16 protein-coding genes and 1 riboswitch are annotated in these 18,341 nt (G+C 58.8%); of the genes, 8 read left to right on the plus strand and 8 right to left on the minus strand.

What is annotated here, in order from left to right; all coding sequences use genetic code 11:
• Positions 1-176: 176 nt before the first annotated feature.
• The gene (locus LPU83_RS58410; protein ID WP_024315379.1) at positions 177-1,229 is read right to left on the minus strand and encodes a lysine-2,3-aminomutase-like protein; all 1,053 of its coding nucleotides are present in this window, start codon (positions 1,227-1,229) and stop codon (positions 177-179) included.
• Positions 1,226-2,293: an EF-P lysine aminoacylase EpmA gene (gene epmA, locus LPU83_RS58415; RefSeq protein WP_024315380.1), complete on the minus strand. Its 1,068-nt coding sequence runs from the start codon at positions 2,291-2,293 to the stop codon at positions 1,226-1,228. Before epmA ends, LPU83_RS58410 begins: the two co-directional genes overlap by 4 nt.
• Before the next feature lie 151 nt (positions 2,294-2,444).
• Between epmA and efp the strand changes: the two genes are divergently transcribed.
• Both efp and LPU83_RS58425 read left to right on the plus strand, forming a co-directional pair.
• Positions 2,445-3,014: an elongation factor P gene (efp, locus tag LPU83_RS58420; protein WP_024315381.1), complete on the plus strand. Its 570-nt coding sequence runs from the start codon at positions 2,445-2,447 to the stop codon at positions 3,012-3,014.
• A gap of 165 nt (positions 3,015-3,179) precedes the next feature.
• Positions 3,180-4,517, plus strand: a complete 1,338-nt coding sequence (locus tag LPU83_RS58425) for an IS4 family transposase (protein ID WP_197901934.1) — start codon at positions 3,180-3,182, stop codon at positions 4,515-4,517.
• A gap of 78 nt (positions 4,518-4,595) precedes the next feature.
• Here the strand turns inward: LPU83_RS58425 and LPU83_RS58430 are convergent, their stop codons facing one another.
• The gene (locus tag LPU83_RS58430) at positions 4,596-4,841 is read right to left on the minus strand and encodes a YMGG-like glycine zipper-containing protein (protein ID WP_082321268.1); all 246 of its coding nucleotides are present in this window, start codon (positions 4,839-4,841) and stop codon (positions 4,596-4,598) included.
• Positions 4,842-4,923: 82 nt separating this feature from the next.
• On the opposite strand from LPU83_RS58430, the gene LPU83_RS58435 reads away from it, so the two are divergent.
• Positions 4,924-5,984, plus strand: a protein-coding gene (locus LPU83_RS58435) for an IS630 family transposase (RefSeq protein ID WP_112334090.1) whose coding sequence is annotated in 2 segments (ribosomal slippage) — positions 4,924-5,416 and positions 5,416-5,984 — 1,062 coding nt in all. Because the reading frame shifts where the segments join, the coding sequence is not laid out codon by codon here.
• 64 nt (positions 5,985-6,048) lie between these two features.
• Here LPU83_RS58435 and LPU83_RS58440 read toward each other — a convergent pair.
• Entirely contained in the window at positions 6,049-6,204 is a 156-nt protein-coding gene (locus LPU83_RS58440) for a DUF3309 family protein (protein WP_017962528.1), read from the minus strand.
• Positions 6,205-6,718: 514 nt separating this feature from the next.
• Here LPU83_RS58440 and LPU83_RS58445 point away from each other — a divergent pair.
• From LPU83_RS58445 to LPU83_RS58465, 5 genes are all read left to right on the plus strand, one after another.
• Complete coding sequence (locus LPU83_RS58445) at positions 6,719-9,751, plus strand: helicase-related protein (protein WP_024313344.1); 3,033 nt, start codon at positions 6,719-6,721, stop codon at positions 9,749-9,751.
• 4 nt (positions 9,752-9,755) lie between these two features.
• Positions 9,756-10,160 (plus strand): RNA-binding S4 domain-containing protein, encoded by a 405-nt coding sequence (locus LPU83_RS58450; RefSeq protein WP_024313343.1) that lies wholly within the window; start codon positions 9,756-9,758, stop codon positions 10,158-10,160.
• A 194-nt stretch (positions 10,161-10,354) separates the two neighbouring features.
• Positions 10,355-10,693 carry a ferredoxin FdxA gene (gene fdxA, locus LPU83_RS58455; protein WP_024313342.1) on the plus strand — a complete coding sequence of 113 codons (339 nt, stop codon included), beginning with the start codon at positions 10,355-10,357 and terminating at the stop codon, positions 10,691-10,693.
• Between the two features lie 399 nt (positions 10,694-11,092).
• Complete coding sequence (locus tag LPU83_RS58460) at positions 11,093-11,665, plus strand: CarD family transcriptional regulator (RefSeq protein WP_024313341.1); 573 nt, start codon at positions 11,093-11,095, stop codon at positions 11,663-11,665.
• Between the two features lie 377 nt (positions 11,666-12,042).
• Positions 12,043-12,906 (plus strand): RNA polymerase factor sigma-32, encoded by an 864-nt coding sequence (locus tag LPU83_RS58465; RefSeq protein ID WP_018855886.1) that lies wholly within the window; start codon positions 12,043-12,045, stop codon positions 12,904-12,906.
• A gap of 53 nt (positions 12,907-12,959) precedes the next feature.
• On the opposite strand, the gene LPU83_RS58470 is transcribed toward LPU83_RS58465, so the two are convergent.
• From LPU83_RS58470 to thiB, 4 genes are all read right to left on the minus strand, one after another.
• Positions 12,960-14,504, minus strand: a complete 1,545-nt coding sequence (locus LPU83_RS58470; RefSeq protein ID WP_024313340.1) for a M48 family metalloprotease — start codon at positions 14,502-14,504, stop codon at positions 12,960-12,962.
• A 249-nt stretch (positions 14,505-14,753) separates the two neighbouring features.
• Positions 14,754-15,470, minus strand: a complete 717-nt coding sequence (locus tag LPU83_RS58475) for a thiamine ABC transporter ATP-binding protein (protein ID WP_024313339.1) — start codon at positions 15,468-15,470, stop codon at positions 14,754-14,756.
• Positions 15,463-17,097: a thiamine/thiamine pyrophosphate ABC transporter permease ThiP gene (gene thiP, locus LPU83_RS58480; RefSeq protein WP_024313338.1), complete on the minus strand. Its 1,635-nt coding sequence runs from the start codon at positions 17,095-17,097 to the stop codon at positions 15,463-15,465. Before thiP ends, LPU83_RS58475 begins: the two co-directional genes overlap by 8 nt.
• Positions 17,097-18,125 carry a thiamine ABC transporter substrate binding subunit gene (gene thiB / locus LPU83_RS58485; protein ID WP_029709898.1) on the minus strand — a complete coding sequence of 343 codons (1,029 nt, stop codon included), beginning with the start codon at positions 18,123-18,125 and terminating at the stop codon, positions 17,097-17,099. The genes thiP and thiB overlap by 1 nt, the downstream gene beginning before the upstream one ends.
• A gap of 44 nt (positions 18,126-18,169) precedes the next feature.
• Positions 18,170-18,281: riboswitch (TPP riboswitch) on the minus strand.
• Positions 18,282-18,341: the final 60 nt, after the last annotated feature.

The following is an 18,341-nucleotide window of genomic DNA, read 5'->3' on the forward strand; positions in this document are numbered from 1 at the left end:
CCTAAATGACGTAGTTAAAGCGAGCTAAGCAGCTCAGCTAAATTCTTATAAAGGAAACTGGAGGAAGCAGAACTTATGTTAGATTTCAATATTTTGTCCGAGAATTGCATTCACACGTCGTGTGAGCGGCTTACGACACATTGTCCAAGAACAACACTTCTCTCGTCCATTTTTCACTAAGCAACAGGCGGGTAAAGGTGCTCGGCGCCGCGATAGTCCGAAACTGAATAGCAGCCTTCCCCCGTCTTTCTGATCGACTGTTCAGCGATTACCGCCTTGCCGTGGCCACCGGGTATGTCGAGTATGTAGGTGGGTTGGCAGAGACCGGAAATCCGGCCGCGCAAAGCGGCGACTATTTTCTGTCCTTCTTCGATCGTCAGCCGAAAATGGCTCGTTCCGGGCGCGAGATCCGGATGGTGCAGGTAGTACGGCTTCACACGTGTCTCGACAAAGGCCTTCATCAACTCCGCAAGCACGGTCGGATCATCATTGACGCCCTTAAGGAGCACCGATTGGCTGATCATGACTATTCCGGCATCGACGAGGCGGGCGCAGGCCGCACGCGCTTCGTTCGTCAGCTCGCGCGGATGATTGGCATGCAGGGCCAGGAAAACAGTTTTGCCACTCGCTCTCAGCGCCGCAATCAGGGCCGCATCGACTCTTGACGGATCAACGACAGGGATACGTGTATGGAACCGCACGATCTTCACGTGATCGATCGACGCCAACTGGCGAAGAATTTCTTCCAGCCGCCGCGGAGACAACACCAACGGATCGCCGCCCGTCAGGATCACCTCCCAGATTTCCTCGTGGTCGCGGATGTAGGCAAAGGCTGCCGTCATTGCCCCGGGGTCCAGCGTTCCGAGGCCCTGCGGACCGACCATCTCGCGGCGAAAGCAGAAGCGACAGTAGACGGGGCATACGTGAACGGCCTTCAACAACACCCGGTCGGGATAGCGATGAACGATCCCTTGCACGGGACTGTGGGCTTCGTCGCCGATCGGGTCCGCACGCTCTTCCTGAGCAACGATAAGTTCGACCGGGTCCGGCACGAATTGCCGGGCGATCGGGTCGGCAGCGTCCGTGCGATCGATGAGACCCGCGACCGTTGGCGTCAATGCAATGGCGTAATGGGCGGCAACCTCCGCCAACGCTTCCCGGTCTCTTTGACCGAGCAGCCCGGCGCGTTCCAGACCCTCGACGGTCTTGATAGGCCCGACACTATTCATCTGCCGTACTCCGCGACCGGCGCCCACATCACCTGATCGATCCGCGACGCCCCGGTAGCCAGCATCACCAACCGGTCGAAGCCAAGGGCGATACCGCTCGCCTCCGGCATGATGGCAAGGGCGTCCAGAAAATCCTCGTCGATCGGATAGGTCTCGCCATAGATGCGGGCCTTCTCGGACATCTCGATCTCGAAGCGGCGGCGCTGTTCCGCCGGATTGGTGAGTTCACCGAAGCCGTTTGCGAGCTCGACACCACAGGCATAGACCTCGAAACGTTCGGCAACGCGAGGATTATGTCCCGACGGACGCGCCAAAGCTGCTTCCGACACCGGATATTCGTCAAGAATGGTGACGCGGCCGAAGCCCAGCTGAGGTTCGACCTTTTCAACGAGCACGCGGCTAAACAAATCCGCCCAACCGTCATCGTCGGCAACGCGCATGCCGATCCGCTTCATCTCGCAGGCGAGATGCGCCCGATCCGTCGCACCGTCGGTCGCAACGGACGCCAGGAGATCTATACCCGCATAGCGGTCGAAAGCTGCGGCAACGCTTATCCGGTCCGGCCCCGCGAACGGATCGCACTCGCTACCTCGATAGGTCAGGCGTCTCGTCTTCGTGGTTTCTGCAGCAAGCGCCAGAATGCGAACGCAGTCCATCATCAGGCTCTCGTAGCTTTCGTCCACACGATACCATTCAAGCATCGTGAATTCCGGATGATGCAACGGACCGCGCTCGCGATTGCGGTAGACGTGCGCGAAGCAGGCGATGCGCTGCTCTCCGGCCGAAAGCAATTTCTTGCAGGCAAACTCAGGCGAGGTATGCAGATAAAGCGACGCCGCCTTCTGACCGTCGGTCGTCAATGCTTCGGTGGCAAACGCATGAAGATGCGCCTCGTTGCCTGGCGACACCTGCAGCGTGGCGGTGTCGACTTCCAGAAAATCCTCGCTCAGGAAGTAGCCACGCAGTGCAGACTGGATCGCATTCCGCCCAATCAGGAACGGGCGACGGTCCAAATGCACGCTCGGCGTCCACCACGGCGATACTTTGGCGATCGAGGGCTTCATCGGCATTGTCCTGACCGACCTAGCCAACGCTGGGGCTGGCTATTTGCCGGATTTTAGGTTAGTTGCGCCCCAAAAGAACAATCAATTGCGTCTTTGAGGCTGTATCGACAGTCCTCTACGACGCCAAAAGCCGAGTTACAAGGAAGTCTTAATGGTCAAGGTCATCGCCTCTTCCGTCCGCAAGGGCAACGTTCTCGACGTGGATGGTAAGCTCTACGTCGTTCTGACTGCCCAGAACTTCCATCCGGGCAAGGGCACGCCGGTTACCCAGGTCGACATGCGTCGTATCGTCGACGGCGTTAAGGTCGCTGAGCGCTGGCGTACGACCGAACAGGTCGAGCGCGCCTTCGTCGAAGACGTGAATTTCCAGTATCTTTACGAAGATGGTGAAGGATTCCACTTCATGAACCCGGCGACCTACGATCAGGTGGTCGTGAACGATGAAACGATGGGCGATCAGAAGGCCTATCTGCAGGAAGGCATGACCTGCATCCTGTCGATCCACGAAGGCGTTCCGCTTGCGCTCGAGCTGCCGCGCCATGTGACCCTCGAAATTACGGAAACCGAACCGGTCGTTAAGGGCCAGACGGCTTCTTCCTCCTACAAGCCGGCAATGCTGTCGAACGGCGTGCGCACCATGGTGCCGCCGCATATCAACGCCGGCACACGCGTGGTTATCGCCACGGAAGACAATTCCTACGTCGAGCGCGCAAAGGACTGATCGTCCGCCTCATGCGCTGAGAAAACTAAGGCCGCATCGGAAACGACGCGGCCTTTTTCTTGTCAGCAGTTACGGTCATATCGCGACTGCCGTTCAAACAAAAAGCGCCGATCAGGTCGTAATGCAGTTCACTTAGTGAGCTGCGGGCAAGTTTGATGGTTCGGGATGGGGATTCGTTTTCCCATCCTGTTTTTGTTTGTGATGTCACGCACCCTTGGACATTCGGCCGAATTATCGGCTCTTTCGCAGGCGATCGACCCGGACTGGATCGCTCAGGCTCTCGCCACGACAGGCAAGGCGAGCATCCGCAAGCGCAAGCTGCCAGCCGAGCAGGTCGTCTGGCTGGTGATTGCGTTGGCCCTTTATCGTCATCAGTCAATCCCGGAGGTGGTGGCCCATCTTGATCTGGTTTTGCCCGATGAGGTCAACGCGGATATTGCCAAGAGCGCGTTGACACAGGCACGGCAGCGCTTGGGTCAGGCACCGTTGGCGCAGTTGTTTGCAATGAGTGCATCATGCTGGGATGAACGCCACCAATCCGGGCGTGCCTGGCGGGGTCTTTGTCGTTATGCCGTGGACGGCAGCACGCTGCGGACGTCCGACAGCCCGGAGAACCGGGCGCATTTTGGAGCGCAGGCCTACGCGTCTGGCGTTGTCGCAAGCTATCCGCAATTGCGGCTGCTGACGCTGACGGCGCTGGCGACGCATCTGGTGCGTGATGCGGTGTTCGGAGCCTATGGCACAAACGAGATGCTCTATGCCAAAAGCCTGCTCGACCGGGTTCCGGACCATTCGCTGACGGTCTTCGACAAGGGCTTCTTCAGTGCCAGCCTTCTCTTGCAATTGCAGACGAAGGGACATGAGCGTCACTGGCTGATTCCGGCCAAAGCCAACAGCACATGGGAACGACTGGATCCGCACCCCACCGATTATCGGGTGCGCATGAAGGTCTCGCCCCAGGCGCGGCAGGCAGAACCGGACTTGCCGGCCTTCTGGGAGGTCAGGGCCATCGAGACGACCACCAGCCATGGCAAAAAGCGCATATTGTTGACATCGCTGATGGACAGACAAACTTATCCGGCAAGCGAAATCGTCCATCAGTATGAAGAGCGATGGCGCATCGAGACAAGTTATCGCGAACTCAAGCAGGAGCTTCTCGGTAGCGAACTGACCCTGCGAAGCGGCACGCCGGAGACTGTCTATCAGGAGGTCTGGGGCGCGTTGCTGGCCTACAATCTGGTGCGGCTCGAAATGGCAGAGGTCGCGACCGAAGCCCAAGTCGAGCCAACCCGACTAAGCTTTATCACAGCCCTGCATTACCTGCGTCACGAATGGGGATGGATGGCGATCGAAGCACCCGGCAAAATCCCCGCCCACCTCACCAGATTGAGAAACAGATTGGCAGACTTGCTGCTGACAGAAAAACGGGGGCGATCATGCCCCCGTGTCGTCAAAAAACTGCCTGCCAGATACCCGATAAGAGCCGTAAGCAAACCTAAGTGAACTGCATTACCGATCAGGTCGGCGCTTTTTTCTTAAGGTAACGAAGTTAGGTCGCAAGCTACCTCAGTCGGCCCCGCCCTAGTAGCGCGGGCAACGTGCTTCGTAGCGGCGGCCGTATCGGTCCCTGTAGACGCAGTAGCCACGACGCTCAACGGACTGGCCGATCAATGCGCCAGCGAGACCACCGGCTACGGCACCGATTGCTGCGCCGCCCCAGCTGTGGCTAACAGCACCACCAATAATGGCGCCGCTGCCTGCACCGATCGCGGTGCCTTGTTCAGTCGCCGTGCAAGAAGCAAGCGCGCCAACAAGCGCGCCAATAATACCAGCGAGCGCAGAGTGCGACTCACTTGGGATTCCCGAATCGGTGAAAATCTGAATCCATGGGGCAAACGGGAGGTTTGCAATGGGTTCGGCGATTGCATTGCGCGATGATTTTGATGGTCCTGCTCTGCGGCAGTTCGCGAAAGGGACCAAGGATGCCGCTCAAGCGCGGCGGCTTCTGGCGTTGGCGGAAATTTATGACGGCGGCTCGCGTACAGATGCGGCCCGGATCGGGGGCGTGACCTTGCAGATTGTTCGCGACTGGGTCGTTCGTTTCAATGAGCACGGGTCGGCCGGGCTCCTCAACGGCAAGGCTCCCGGCAATCGGCCCAAGCTGAATGATGATCAGCGCCAGGCCTTGGCCAAGATTGTAGAGCGTGGTCCGATCCCGGCTATCCACGGTGTCGTTCGGTGGCGGCGCAAGGATCTGGTCCAATGGATCTTCCAGGAATTCCGGATCTCGATGGACGAGACCACGGTTGGTCGCGAATTGAAGGCTCTCGGCTTTGCCAAGCTGTCTGCCCGGCCGCGCCACTACGCCCAGAATGAACCCGAAGTGGACGCTTTTAAAAAGAGTTCCCTGCCGCATTGGCAGCCATCAGAAGCAGCCTCCCGAAGAATACCGAGATCGAACTCTGGTGGGCCGACGAGGCGCGCATAGGTCAGAAAAACAAGATCACCCGCCGATGGGCTCGCCGTGGCACCCGACCTTCAGCGCCGCTGGATCAACGGACGATGTGGGCGTACATCTTCGGTGCCATCTGCCCCAAGAAAGGTAAGGGCGCGGGCCTCGTATTGCCCTATTGCGATACCGACGCCATGAATCAACATCTGCTGGAAATCAGCCAGGCAGTCGATGACGGCGCTCACGCGGTCCTCATCCTCGATCAAGCCGGATGGCACGTCACGCCGAAGCTCAGCGTCCCTGACAACATCACATTGCTGTTCTTGCCGCCGCGTTCGCCTGAATTGAACCCTGTCGAAAACGTCTGGCAGTTTATGAGGGACAACTGGCTGTCGAACCGCATCTTCACAGACTACGAGGACATCGTCGCTCACTGCTGTGCCGCCTGGAACAAACTCGTCGCGCAACCCTGGAAGATAATGTCCATTGGACTGCGCGAGTGGGCGCATCGGTTTTGATCAATGCATGTTGGTATAAGAACAAGCTTTTTCATCATGAGATAACTCCCAATTTTTTCGTCGCTTAGATGCGACCCATTAGCACAAGGATAATAATAATAACGAGAACTAGTCCCAAACCGCCGGAAGGTCCATAGCCCCATCCACGGCTATAACCCCAATTTGGTAAGGCGCCGATCAAAAGCAGAATAAGGATGATGAGAAGGATCGTGCCAAGCATGGTTCAAGTCCTCGACCTCATTGCACTCGGAATGGACGAGAAACACGCATCACTGATTTTTGTTCCATACGTATCAAATCTTCCGCTTTGACGGTAAAACCACCCGATCAAGCCTGATTTTCGGTCTCTCCGCGTAACGCAACACCAACGCGAAAAGCCTCAGCCAGAAGTCGCCCGGCAATTTCCGGTAAAAGCGGTTAACAAGCCGAATCCAACCCGCCCACGCGTATGACGCGAATTTCACGATTCAGCATCTTGTGGTAAAAAGCGATTCAAAATCAATACTTAGCCGTGAACAAACACTGAATCAGCCGGAGTCAGCGATTCGTCTCCGATTCGTTCTCAAGCTGTTCCGAATCGGAAAACGAGCAATCTGCAAGCTATTCGCGCAATAGAAAACCGCGGAGTAAATTCAAATCAGCCCTTGCGTTTGAGACAACGGCTGTCCATGTGTTGTGTGCTTCGGAGAGGAGCTGACTTGATCTGGGGCACCCCCGCCTCATCTGCCAGGACCATGACACTGACATCGCAGCCGATGATACTGAGTGGGCGCGGAGTAACCGCGGTGCTCGGGCCAACAAATACCGGCAAGACGCATTATGCCATCGAGCGCATGGTTGCCCACGGCACCGGCGTGATCGGGCTGCCGTTGCGGCTGCTGGCACGCGAGGTCTACACACGCGTCGCCGAAAAGGTCGGAATCCAGAATGTTGCGCTGGTAACGGGCGAGGAGAAGATATCGCCTCCCAACGCCCGCTTTTCGGTCTGTACCGTCGAGGCAATGCCGCGCGAGACCAAGGCAGCTTTCGTCGCCATCGATGAAGTTCAGCTTGCCGGCGATCTGGAGCGCGGGCACATCTTCACGGACCGTATCCTGCATCTGCGTGGCCGCGACGAAACGCTGTTGCTCGGCGCCGGCACGATGCGCCCAATTCTGCAACAACTTCTCCCCGGAATCACCGTGGTCGAGCGACCCCGGCTTTCTCACCTGTTCTACGCTGGACAGAAGAAGACCACCCGCCTGCCGCAGCGCTCGGCAATTGTCGCTTTCTCTGCGGACGAAGTCTATGCGATCGCTGAGTTGATCCGCAGACAGCGTGGCGGGGCGGCCGTGGTTCTTGGAGCCCTCAGTCCGCGCACCCGCAATGCGCAGGTGGCGCTTTATCAGGCCGGGGATGTGGAATATCTGGTCGCGACGGATGCGATCGGCATGGGTCTCAATCTCGATGTCGATCATGTCGCCTTCGCGCAGGATCGCAAATTCGACGGCTATCAGTTCCGCAACCTCAACCCTGCCGAACTCGGGCAGATTGCCGGTCGCGCAGGCCGCCATGTTCGCGACGGAACATTTGGCGTCACCGGCCAAGTGGATCCTTTTGATGAGGAATTGGTCGAACGCATCGAAGGTCATGAGTTCGACAATGTAAAAGTGCTGCAGTGGCGCACAAAGAACCTCGATTTCGCTTCCATTCATGCGCTGCGGGCGAGCCTTGAAACCGGCCCTACCGTTTCCGGCCTGACACGCGCTCTGCCCGCCGTCGACCAGCAAGCGCTGGAACACCTGTCGCGTTACCCGGAAATCATTGACCTTGCTGACAATCCGGCGCGGGTCGAGAAGTTGTGGGAGGCGTGCGCGCTGCCGGACTACCGGCGCATTGCCCCGGCCCAACACGCCGATCTCATCTCCACCCTCTTTTCCGATCTCGTGCGCTATGGCACGGTAAACGAGGACTTCCTTGCCGAGCAGGTACATCGTGCGGATCGAACAGACGGTGAAATTGACACGCTTTCGGCGCGAATCGCGCAGATAAGGACTTGGACCTATGTGTCGAATCGGCCCAATTGGCTTGCCGATCCGACACACTGGCAGGAAAAGACGCGGGAAATCGAAGATCGATTGTCCGATGCGTTACATGAAAGGTTGACGAAACGCTTTGTTGATCGCAGGACATCTGTGCTCATGAAGCGCCTGAGAGAGAATGCGATGCTGGAAGCTGAAATCAGTGTAAATGGCGATGTCTTCGTTGAAGGACATCATGTGGGGCAACTGTCGGGATTCCGGTTCACGCCCATTTCGGGAGCGGATGGACCGGACGCTAAGGCTGTTCAGTCTGCTTCGCAAAAGGCGCTCGCTCTGGAATTCGAGGCACGTGCTGCTCGCCTCCATGCGGCCGGCAATGGCGATCTCGCGATCGGCTCCGACGGTTCGATCCGCTGGTTGGGCGATCCGGTGGCACGTCTGGCGGGCAGCGATCATGTGATGCGCCCGCGCGTCATTATTCTCGCCGACGAGCAATTGACCGGCAATGCGCGCGACCACGTGGCCGCTCGGGTCGAGCGCTTTGTGAATCATCATATCAGCACGGTTCTGAAGCCGCTTGACGATCTGTCCCGCGCAGAGGATCTGCAGGGCCTGGCGAAGGGCCTGGCGTTTCAGCTCGTCGAGAACCTCGGTGTTCTGTTCCGGCGCGACGTAACCGAAGAGGTAAAGTCCCTGGATCAGGATGCGCGCGCCTCCATGCGCCGCTATGGCGTTCGCTTCGGCGCCTACCATATCTTCGTTCCCGCTCTTCTGAAGCCCGCGCCGGCGGAGCTCATCACCCTCCTCTGGGCGCTGAAGAATGACGGTCTCGACAAGCCCGGGTATGGCGATCTCATTCCTGTGCTTGCTGCGGGCCGCACTTCGGTCGTGACCGATCCGGGTTTCGAGCGCACGTTCTACAAGCTGGCCGGCTTCCGGTTCCTTGGCAAACGCGCAGTTCGTATCGATATCCTGGAGCGCCTGGCGGATATCATTCGCCCGCTGCTTCAATGGAAGCCCGGCCAGGCCAATCGCCCGGAAGGCGCATATGACGGCCGTCGCTTCACCACGACAACCGCCATGCTTTCGATCCTTGGCGCCACCCTCGAGGACATGGAAGAGATCCTGAAGGGGCTCGGCTATCGTGCCGATGCCGTGAAGGCAGAAGAGGCGGCAGCCTATTTGTCGGCTCAGGACGCCTCGGCGGAACCGGCGACCGAAACTGCATCCGAGGAGAATGCCGAGAAAGCGGATCATGACGATGCCGACAGCACATCGGAGGAGCCCGCCTCGGAAGTCCCCGCTGCCGAAGCAGTGACCGCCGAACAGCCCGTCGCCGCTACTGCGGAAGAGGCCGAGGAGCCGAAGCCGGTTCTTCTCTGGCGGCTCGGTGGCCGTACGGACAATCAGCGTCAGGCTCGCAGCCCCGGCGAACGGCGCGGCGGCAACAATCGCGGCCAGGACCGTGGACCTGGTCATCGTCGCCAAGGTGGTGAAGGTGGAGAGGGCCGCGACGGCAACCGCCAGCATCATGGCAAGGATGGCGGCAAGCCACAGCAGGGACGCGGCGACCGCAACGAACAGCGTGGCGACCGTCAGGACCGGGGCGATCGCAAGGATCGCAACAACCGCGGCGGCCCGCAGCCGTTGCGCTTCGAGGCAAAGCCACCGCGCAAGGAGAAGCCGATCGATCCGGATTCTCCTTTCGCCAAGCTCGCTGCCTTGAAGGAGCAGATGAAGAAGTAAGCAGATGGGCGGGGAGACACAGCCAGGAAGCGGTTCGCGACAGCGCATCGACAAATGGCTGTTCTTCACACGTATGGTGAAATCGCGCTCGCTGGCACAAAGCCACATTCAATCCGGGCATGTACGGATCAATGGCGAGCGCGCGCTCCAACCGAGCCAAACGATCAAAGCAGGCGACAAAGTCGAGCTCGCACTGGAGCGGCGCGACGTTGTCCTCATCGTCAAGTCGGGAGGTGAGCGACGTGGCCCGTACGAGGAAGCCCGGCTGCTCTATGAGGACCTTACGCCGCCACCCGATGAGGCAAAGCGCTTGACGCCTTACGAACAGGCGATCCGTGCGACCGGCACGGGCAGGCCCACGAAGAAGGATCGCCGTGCAATCGACAGGCTGATCTCGGACGAGGATTAGAAAACTCTGTCCAAACTGCCGGGTTTTGCGATTTCTTTATTCTTGAAATCCGCAGGCAAAGCCGATACGTCACAGTCAACTTGCCGGATAGCGTGACTGCCTCCCAAGCCTGTCAACGCTTCCTCTCCGGTTAGGGGAAAGGCGCGACGTTCCAGGTTGCCCGGCCCCATTGTATGGAAGTCCTGGAGTTCTTCATGACCTATGTCGTGACCGACAATTGCATTCGCTGCAAATATACCGACTGCGTGGAAGTCTGCCCTGTCGACTGCTTCTATGAAGGCGAAAACTTCCTCGTCATTCACCCCGACGAGTGCATCGACTGTGGCGTTTGCGAACCGGAATGTCCCGCCGAGGCGATCAAGCCGGATACGGAGCCTGGCCTCGACAAGTGGCTCAGGATCAATGCCGAGTATGCCAGCGTCTGGCCGAACATCACGGTCAAGAAAGATGCTATGCCTGAGGCAAAAGAATTGGACGGCGAAAGCGGCAAGTTCGAGAAGTATTTCTCGGAAAAGCCCGGATCAGGCGACTGATCCCATCTGGTTCGGAGCTTGAGCCTGAAACCGTGTTCAGTTGGCTGAAAAAGGCCTGAAGCGTGCCGCCGGCATATGGGTGGCATGTGTTGCGCGCATGACTCAGGCGCAGTAAATTATTGATTTCCTCATATTTTTGTGATAGCTTTTTGAAACTGATCCATTTGCGGCATGAAGCATGCCCGAGCCACCACGAAAGCAAAACAAATCCACAAACGCGGTTTCCGTGACATATCAACGCCTTGAGCCGTGAGGTTCCAAGCTTGTGTGCATGGATATGTCCGTTTTTGTCCGGTAGGACCAGAAGTAAGTCACCCGACGGATCTGACCGTCTCATCCGGGCCTGACTGACCCGGCTCCGGCTGCAGCCGGAAGCGTAACAGGGAGTTTTTGAATAGAATGACGACCCAGCAGAAAAAACCTTCTTCCGCACGTCACGGCTTCAAGACCGGTGAATCGATCGTATACCCCGCACATGGCGTCGGTACCATCAGCGCCATCGAAGAGCAAGAAGTAGCAGGCATGAAGCTTGAACTTTTCGTTATCGATTTCGAGAAGGACAAGATGCGCCTGAAAGTGCCGGTCGGCAAGGCCATGAGCATCGGCATGCGTAAGCTCTCCGAAACCGATTTCGTCGAGCGTGCATTGAAGGTTGTGCAGGGCAAGGCGCGCGTCAAGCGCACCATGTGGTCCCGACGCGCCCAGGAATATGATGCCAAGATCAATTCCGGCGACCTCATCTCCATCGCTGAAGTTGTCCGCGATCTCTATCGCGCCGAGAACCAGCCGGAACAGTCCTATTCCGAACGCCAGCTTTACGAGGCTGCACTTGATCGCATGGCACGCGAGATCGCTGCCGTGAACAAGATGTCGGAAACGGAAGCCGTCCGTCTCGTAGAGACGAACCTCAACAAAGGCCCGAAGCGCGGCAAGGCAATCGAGGAAGACGAATCTCAGGACGAGGCTGCATAAGCTCCTTGTTTTTCTTGCAAAAAACCCGGCCTCGCGCCGGGTTTTTTATTGGAACTTTTTCCGTCCTGGTGCGTTTTAAGGGTGTAGCTGCGGACCGCGTCGGGAACTGACATCACCCTCGAACGCTCGCATTCCTGTAAACGTTCGATGAGGAGCGGATCATGCCTTCCACGTTCTGCCTATCCGGCAACTTGAAGAAACTGGTCCTACCCGGCCGTATTACCGGCGCATAACCCTAAGCTAGGGTCCCATCTGGAAACGTCCAGAGTTCGGGGCCTTTATACGTTCAAGACATGAATTTGGTCTGGGCAGCAATGTCCGGAAGCAAGCATTCTTTGCCCTTTTTTTGGCGTGACGCCTGAATTCAGGAGACCGATATGAAGAACATGTCAGCAGACCGGCGCATGATTAAAATCGCCATGGCGGCTCCCTACCTTGCTCGCGAAGAGGAACACGATCTTGCAATCCGCTGGAAAAACAATGATGACCGTGGCGCCCGCAATCAGATAGCCATGGCCCACATGCGTCTCGTCATCTCAATGGCGGGAAAATTTCGCAATTTCGGCCTACCGATGAGCGACCTTGTGCAGGAGGGCTACGTCGGTCTGTTGGAAGCCGCAGCACGCTTCGAGCCCGAGCGTGATGTCCGCTTCTCCACCTATGCAAGTTGGTGGATCCGCGCCTCCATCCAGGATTACATCCTTCGCAATTGGTCGATTGTTCGCGGCGGTACGAGCTCTGCTCAGAAGGCCCTGTTCTTCAATCTTCGTCGTTTGCGCGCCAAGCTCGCTAGGGGTGACACTCAGCTTACTCTCCAATCCATCCACCAGGAGATCGCCGCCGCTCTCGGCGTCAGCCTCTCCGACGTCCAGACGATGGATGCACGGCTTTCAAGCAACGACGCCTCGCTTCAAGCGCCCTCGGTTTCAGGCGATGCCGACAGCGCCGAGAAGATGGACTTCCTCGTCAGCGATGATCCTCTCCCTGACGAGCAGGTATCGAACATGATCGATGGCGAACGCCGACGCAACTGGCTCGCTTCCGCCTTGAAGCATCTCAATGAGCGGGAAATGAAGATCATTAGCGCTCGAAGACTTGCCGAAGACGGCGCTACGCTTGAGGAACTCGGCGCCGACCTCGGTATTTCCAAGGAGCGCGTCCGGCAGATCGAAAGCCGGGCGATGGAAAAACTCCGCAGCGCACTCGTCAGCGCTGACCCTTATATGGCCGCATCGGCCTAAGAGAGCTTACTCCCCCAGTGACGCAACTAGCCCGGTGAAAACCGGGCCTCTTCTTATTCGGCGATGATCTTGACGCGGTCACCAGGAGAAACGGAGGCGCCGGTCGGCAAAGCGTTGATAAGCTTGAAGAGATCGAGCTTTCGATCCGTACCCATCATCCGCGCAGCAAGCGTCGTGATGTTTTCGCCCGGCCGGACTTTGACGACCCTTATACGCAGAGGCTTCAGCGAAGCCGTCTCTTCCGGCGTCATTCGGCGGAAGCTTGCCCGCAACACATTGGCTGTCTGCTGCAGCGTCGGGCTCCCCTTCGGCACCGCCGTCAGGAACCGGAAGATCTGCGAATTGTTGCGGATGACGGTGACGTCGAAATCCCAACGATCTGCGCTCGCGCGCGCCGTTGCCGCCTCCATCCCATTGACCGTGATCTGCTGGATGGTGGAGGGGTCGAGACCGGTAACCCAGCCGCTGGAGATATAGTTGGTCAGGCTCTGGTTTTGATTGTCGGCGACGCCATCGAAGCGGATCGCGACATCGCCCGGGCCGGTTGCCATGACCGCCTCGACCTTGTTGTCGATCTTGAAATCAGGTGGTACGTCGAAGCGGATACCGAGCCCGCCATGCAGGAAAGTCTGGCCGCGGACATAGCCCTCCTCCGGGCTGTCGCCGTAGAGCAGGCCGTCGATCCCGTCGAGATAATAGTCCCTGCCCTTGTCGCCAACCTTGCCTTCCTGGCCAAAGGCGCGCGCATGGTCGCGCGCCAGCTCGATGCGCTGCGCCGAGTTCGGATGGCTGGACAGGAAGTCGAGGCTCTGGTCGGCCTCGGGATCGACCGACATGAAGCGGCTGTAAGCGGCCATCGAATCCAGGAACCGCGCCGCCGCATAGGGATCGTAGCCCGCTTCTCCGAGCATACGAACGCCAATGACGTCTGCCTGCAGCTCCTGCTGGCGCGAGAAAGCGGCCAATCGGAGCTTGCCGCGAGCCAGAGCCTGCTTTCCGGCAATGTCGCTGGACAGCACCTCGGCAACGACGCGGCTGGCGATCACTTCCGCTTCCTCACGCTTCTGCCGTTCGATGCCATGGTTTGCCGTGACGTGGCCCATCTCATGCGAGAGAACGGCAGCGACCTCGGATGCGTCGTTGGCAAGTGCCAGCAGGCCGCGCGTTACATAGAGATAGCCGCCCGGCAGTGCAAAGGCGTTGATAGCTGGCGAATTCAAGATGGTGATGCGGTAGGACTGGCTCGGATTCTCGGAGACGGCCGTCAACGCGCCTGCGATACGGGCAACCAGGCGCTCGGTCTTTGGGTCCTTGTACTCGCCACCATAGCTTGCAACGATGCGCGGATGCTCGCGAGCACCCATGGCAGCGCGCGGATCGTTCTTCTGCACCTCATCGACGATCTGCGGATTGGAGGACGGTGCAACGCTTGGCTGATAGGATTGCTCGAGAATAGACTGGCAGCCGTATAGCGCCATGCTTGTGGCACAGATGAACAAGGTCCGTCGGACCAGACGGCACGCTGCAGAGAGCACATCACTGGAAGGCGCGGGCAATTTCCACGTCGTCATGCTGTCCAGTCTGGCTCTCCAAGTCATCTTGCTTGTCGGCCGGCCCGCTTGCGCGACCCGGTCGGTCTCATGGTGATTCAACAGGCGTCCGTCCCCGTTCTTGCACTGCACAATCGGGGACACAAGGCTTTGCTGTAACTGATTTCCGCATCGGTTGCATAGCGAGGTTCTGACTAAATGTGGCGCCGTTGTATTTTAGCAAGCCTAACGTGCTTCTTGGAGTTTCCTCGGTCGCCCCAAATTATGGCGAAAGTGCCGTTGTGACTGTCAAATTCGTCAACTGCGGAGAAATTGCGTCAATCCAGGATGATCGTCGCAACCCAAAAACTTACCAATCGGAGCCGCCACGACAATCCTGCCGCCCTCGATGAAGAGGCCGAAATCTGCGATGCGTTTGACCTCGTCCGGATCATGCGACACGACGACGACGGTATTGCCGGTCTCGCGATGCATATCGAGCAGCAGCGCCGCCATTCCGTTTCGCAAAGAGGGGTCGAGCGCCGCGAAGGGCTCGTCCAGCAGCAGCACTGGACGGTTGCGAACAAGCGCGCGCGCAAAGGCGGCCCGCTGCCGCTCGCCGCCGGATAGCGTACCCGGCATTCGCCGTTCGAAACCGGCAAGCCCCACCTTTTCAAGCGCAGACGTGATCGATCGGCGATCGGCGGCCGTGAGTTTCATCGCCGGGTTGATACCAAGGCCGATATTGGTGAAAATATCGAGATGCGCGAACAGGTTGTTGTCCTGAAATACGAGAGAGACGGCTCGTCTCGCCGGGTACTCGTCGGTGACGTCCTTTCCCGTGATCAGAATTCGCCCTCGGGCGGGCACATCGAAGCCGGCGAGCAGATTCAGAAAGGTCGACTTGCCGGCCCCGGACGCGCCCGTCACGGCAATCACGGCGCCGGCGGGAAGCCGGCAATCGAAATGAAAGTCTTGCCTCCCAAGTTGGAGACTGACATCGCGCATCTCGATCGAGAACTGCGGATCAGGCATGGAAAGCCCCCTCGCGCCGCGCAGGCCCCATGGTCCCGGCGATCGTGAGCAGCAGGCAGACGAGGCCAAGGATCAATGCCAGCCCATCCGCATCGTTGGTCCGGTAGCTCCCCATGCGGCTATAGACGAGCCAAGGCAGTGTGACGAAGCTATCCGAGCCGAACAGCGCAACGGCGCCCAGATCGCCGAGCGACAATGCCATCGCGAACGAAAATGCCGTGAGCATCGGCTTGAACAGCGCCGGCATGTCGACCAGGCGCAGCCGCGCCCAGCCGGTGACACCAAGGCTTGCCGCGAGTTTCTGCGTCCGGCGCTTGTGAACGATGAAAGCCGGCTCGAGGACGCGCATCACAAAGGGCAGGGACATCAACGCGTTGATCGCGACAATCAGCAGCGGAGCGAACACGCTCACGTCGCCGAAATTTGTCAGTGCAAGAAACCATCCCGTCGCAAGGACGATCGGCGGCACCAGCAACACCAGCGACGACGCGCCACCCGTGGCAGCAAAAAATGCTCTCGCGCCGGGGGCCGCTGAACCTCGGAGAAGTACTGCGCGGCGCGCGCTCACCAGTGTCATCGAGATCAGCAAAGCGAGAACCGCTGCGGAGATCGAAATGGCAAGGCTGGTCGCAGCCGACTGCCAGAAAATGCGTTCGCTCAGGAGCTTCATCAGATCGGACCGAAGTCCCGCCAGGACGACGGACATCAATGGTAGCCCCAGAAACAGCGCGGCGAGCATCACGACGCTGCCATCTGCAAGCCGCGCTGTCAGCAGTTGGCCATCCGGACGCCTGACGGCCTTACCTGCCGTCATACCTTCGTCCTCCGGAGCGGGAAGAAGCGACAGGCCGCCAAGAATTACAGCGGTCAGGACGATCTGGAGCAGGGAGAGAGCGACGGCCCTGCCCGGGTCGAAATCAAAGCGAAGCGATTGATAGATGGCAACCTCGACCGTCGTTGCCGCAGGCCCGCCACCCAATGTCAGCACGAGCGTGAAGCTCGTGGCGCACAGCATGAAGATCAGGCCCGCGATACCAGGAATGACCGAGCGCAGAACCGGCCATTCGATGAAGCGGAAAATCGAACCGGGCCGCATGCCGAGACCACTCGCCATCAGCCAATATTCCGCTGGCACACGCTCCAGCGCCGCCAGCATCAAGCGGCACGCAAGCGGCATGTTAAAGAACACATGCGCCAGCAAGATCCCGGAAAGCCCGTAGATGCTGATCGGTTCCGCCATGCCGAGCTCGAGCAACAACGAGTTCAGTATCCCCAGCCGCCCCCAGATTCCGATCAATCCGAGCGCTCCGATCAGAACAGGAAGCCCCATCGGCACAGCCATGAGGCGAATGATCCAAATACGGCCGGGGAAATGCCGCTGACGTGCTAGGGCCTGTGCGACTGGAATGGCAAAAACGACGGACAGGAGTGTCGAAAGCAGAGCCTGCAGCAAGGTGAACCGCAGGACCCGCAAAATGTAGGGTTCGAACACCGCCGTCAGAATGGACGAAGTTCCGCTCGAAAGAAGCAAGGCAAAGGTTGCAAGGCCCACGAAACCGGCGATGCCGACGAGGCTCACGGCCCCGCCCAGTATCACCTGCCGTATCTCAGCCTTTGTCAAAAGCATCAGTTCATGCTCATGGCGGCCAACCACTCGTCGATCCAGGCCTTGCGGTTCTCGGCGACTTCATCCGAGCTCATCAAGAAGGTCTTTGAGGGGCTCACAAGCTTGCCGAATGCGTCGGGCAGCGGTTGCGATGTCGCCGAAACCGGCATCATCCAGTTGTTGGTCGGGATGGTATCCTGGAAGCCCGGCGTCACCATGAATTTCAGGAAATCGCGCGCAAGCTCCTTGTCGTGCGCATTCTTCAGCAGGCCGGCCACTTCGATCTGTATGTAATGGCCCTCTGAAAATGCCGCAGCCTGATAGCGGTCCGTATTTTCCGTGACCATATGGTAGGCGGGCGAGGTCGTGTAGGAGAGCACCATGGGTGCCTCGCCCTTGGTGAACAGCCCATAGGCCTCAGACCAGCCGGGAGTTACCGTCAGCACGCGCTTCTTGAGTTTTGCCCAAGCTTCGGGCGACTTGTCGCCATAAACAGACTTTACCCACAGCAAGAGCCCGAGCCCGGGCGTCGAGGTGCGCGGATCCTCTATGACTATCTTCTGCGAAGGGTCGCCTTCGACCAGCTCCTTCATGCTTTGCGGTGGGTTCTTGATTGTCTGCGTGTCGTAGACGACGGCGAAGTGGCCATAATCATAAGGCACGAACACGTCGTCCCTGTAGTCGCCCGGCACCTCAAGCGCGGTGACATCGACACCACTTGCCTCGAACAGGCCGGTTGCTTTCGCTTCCGTAGTCAGGTTCGTGTCCAGGCCGAGCACGACGTCTGCCTTCGTAGTGGCGCCTTCGAGCTTGAGACGCGACAACAGCGCCACGCCATCGGCCACGCTGACGAAATTGACGCTGCAGCCGCAGGTCTTCTCGAATGCTTCCTTGACCTTCGGCCCCGGTCCCCATTCGGATGTGAAGCTCTCGTAGGTGTAGACGGTGAGTGTCTTGTCCGCTGCCTGCGCGCTTACGCCGGCAAGGCCGACAGACGCGACAAAGGCCGCAGCAAGCAGCGAACGGCTCGTCAATATGTGTTCGAACATGGCACCTCTCCTCTGGTTTGCTTGAAGGGGAAAAGGGCGGTGCCAGATGTCACGCGTCTAATCCCTCCGCCGGTGTTAGCCGGATCAGGTTCCGCGGGTTGGCTTTCAGCCTCTCAGCCGCGCACCGAATGGCACGAGGCACCCCGTTAGAGCGTTTGAAGATGTATCGCCACGCTTGGTCTCTTGCAAGTGGCGGCCTCAGTCCGCCACCGGCAT

The sequence above is a fragment of the Rhizobium favelukesii genome, assembly GCF_000577275.2.
Lineage (GTDB): Bacteria > Pseudomonadota > Alphaproteobacteria > Rhizobiales > Rhizobiaceae > Rhizobium > Rhizobium favelukesii.

Bases quoted from the DNA above. Each gene is read 5' to 3' on its own strand.
- LPU83_RS58470 (WP_024313340.1), bottom strand. From the start codon at position 14,504: ATGACTTGGAGAGCCAGACTGGACAGCATGACGACGTGGAAATTGCCC.
- LPU83_RS58445 (WP_024313344.1), top strand. From the start codon at position 6,719: ATGACACTGACATCGCAGCCGATGATACTGAGTGGGCGCGGAGTAACC.
- thiB (WP_029709898.1), bottom strand. From the start codon at position 18,125: ATGTTCGAACACATATTGACGAGCCGTTCGCTGCTTGCTGCGGCCTTT.
- LPU83_RS58475 (WP_024313339.1), bottom strand. From the start codon at position 15,470: ATGCCTGATCCGCAGTTCTCGATCGAGATGCGCGATGTCAGTCTCCAA.
- LPU83_RS58460 (WP_024313341.1), top strand. From the start codon at position 11,093: ATGACGACCCAGCAGAAAAAACCTTCTTCCGCACGTCACGGCTTCAAG.
- LPU83_RS58425 (WP_197901934.1), top strand. From the start codon at position 3,180: ATGGGGATTCGTTTTCCCATCCTGTTTTTGTTTGTGATGTCACGCACC.
- fdxA (WP_024313342.1), top strand. From the start codon at position 10,355: ATGACCTATGTCGTGACCGACAATTGCATTCGCTGCAAATATACCGAC.
- LPU83_RS58450 (WP_024313343.1), top strand. From the start codon at position 9,756: ATGGGCGGGGAGACACAGCCAGGAAGCGGTTCGCGACAGCGCATCGAC.
- epmA (WP_024315380.1), bottom strand. From the start codon at position 2,293: ATGAAGCCCTCGATCGCCAAAGTATCGCCGTGGTGGACGCCGAGCGTG.
- LPU83_RS58465 (WP_018855886.1), top strand. From the start codon at position 12,043: ATGAAGAACATGTCAGCAGACCGGCGCATGATTAAAATCGCCATGGCG.
- LPU83_RS58440 (WP_017962528.1), bottom strand. From the start codon at position 6,204: ATGCTTGGCACGATCCTTCTCATCATCCTTATTCTGCTTTTGATCGGC.
- LPU83_RS58410 (WP_024315379.1), bottom strand. From the start codon at position 1,229: ATGAATAGTGTCGGGCCTATCAAGACCGTCGAGGGTCTGGAACGCGCC.
- thiP (WP_024313338.1), bottom strand. From the start codon at position 17,097: ATGCTTTTGACAAAGGCTGAGATACGGCAGGTGATACTGGGCGGGGCC.
- efp (WP_024315381.1), top strand. From the start codon at position 2,445: ATGGTCAAGGTCATCGCCTCTTCCGTCCGCAAGGGCAACGTTCTCGAC.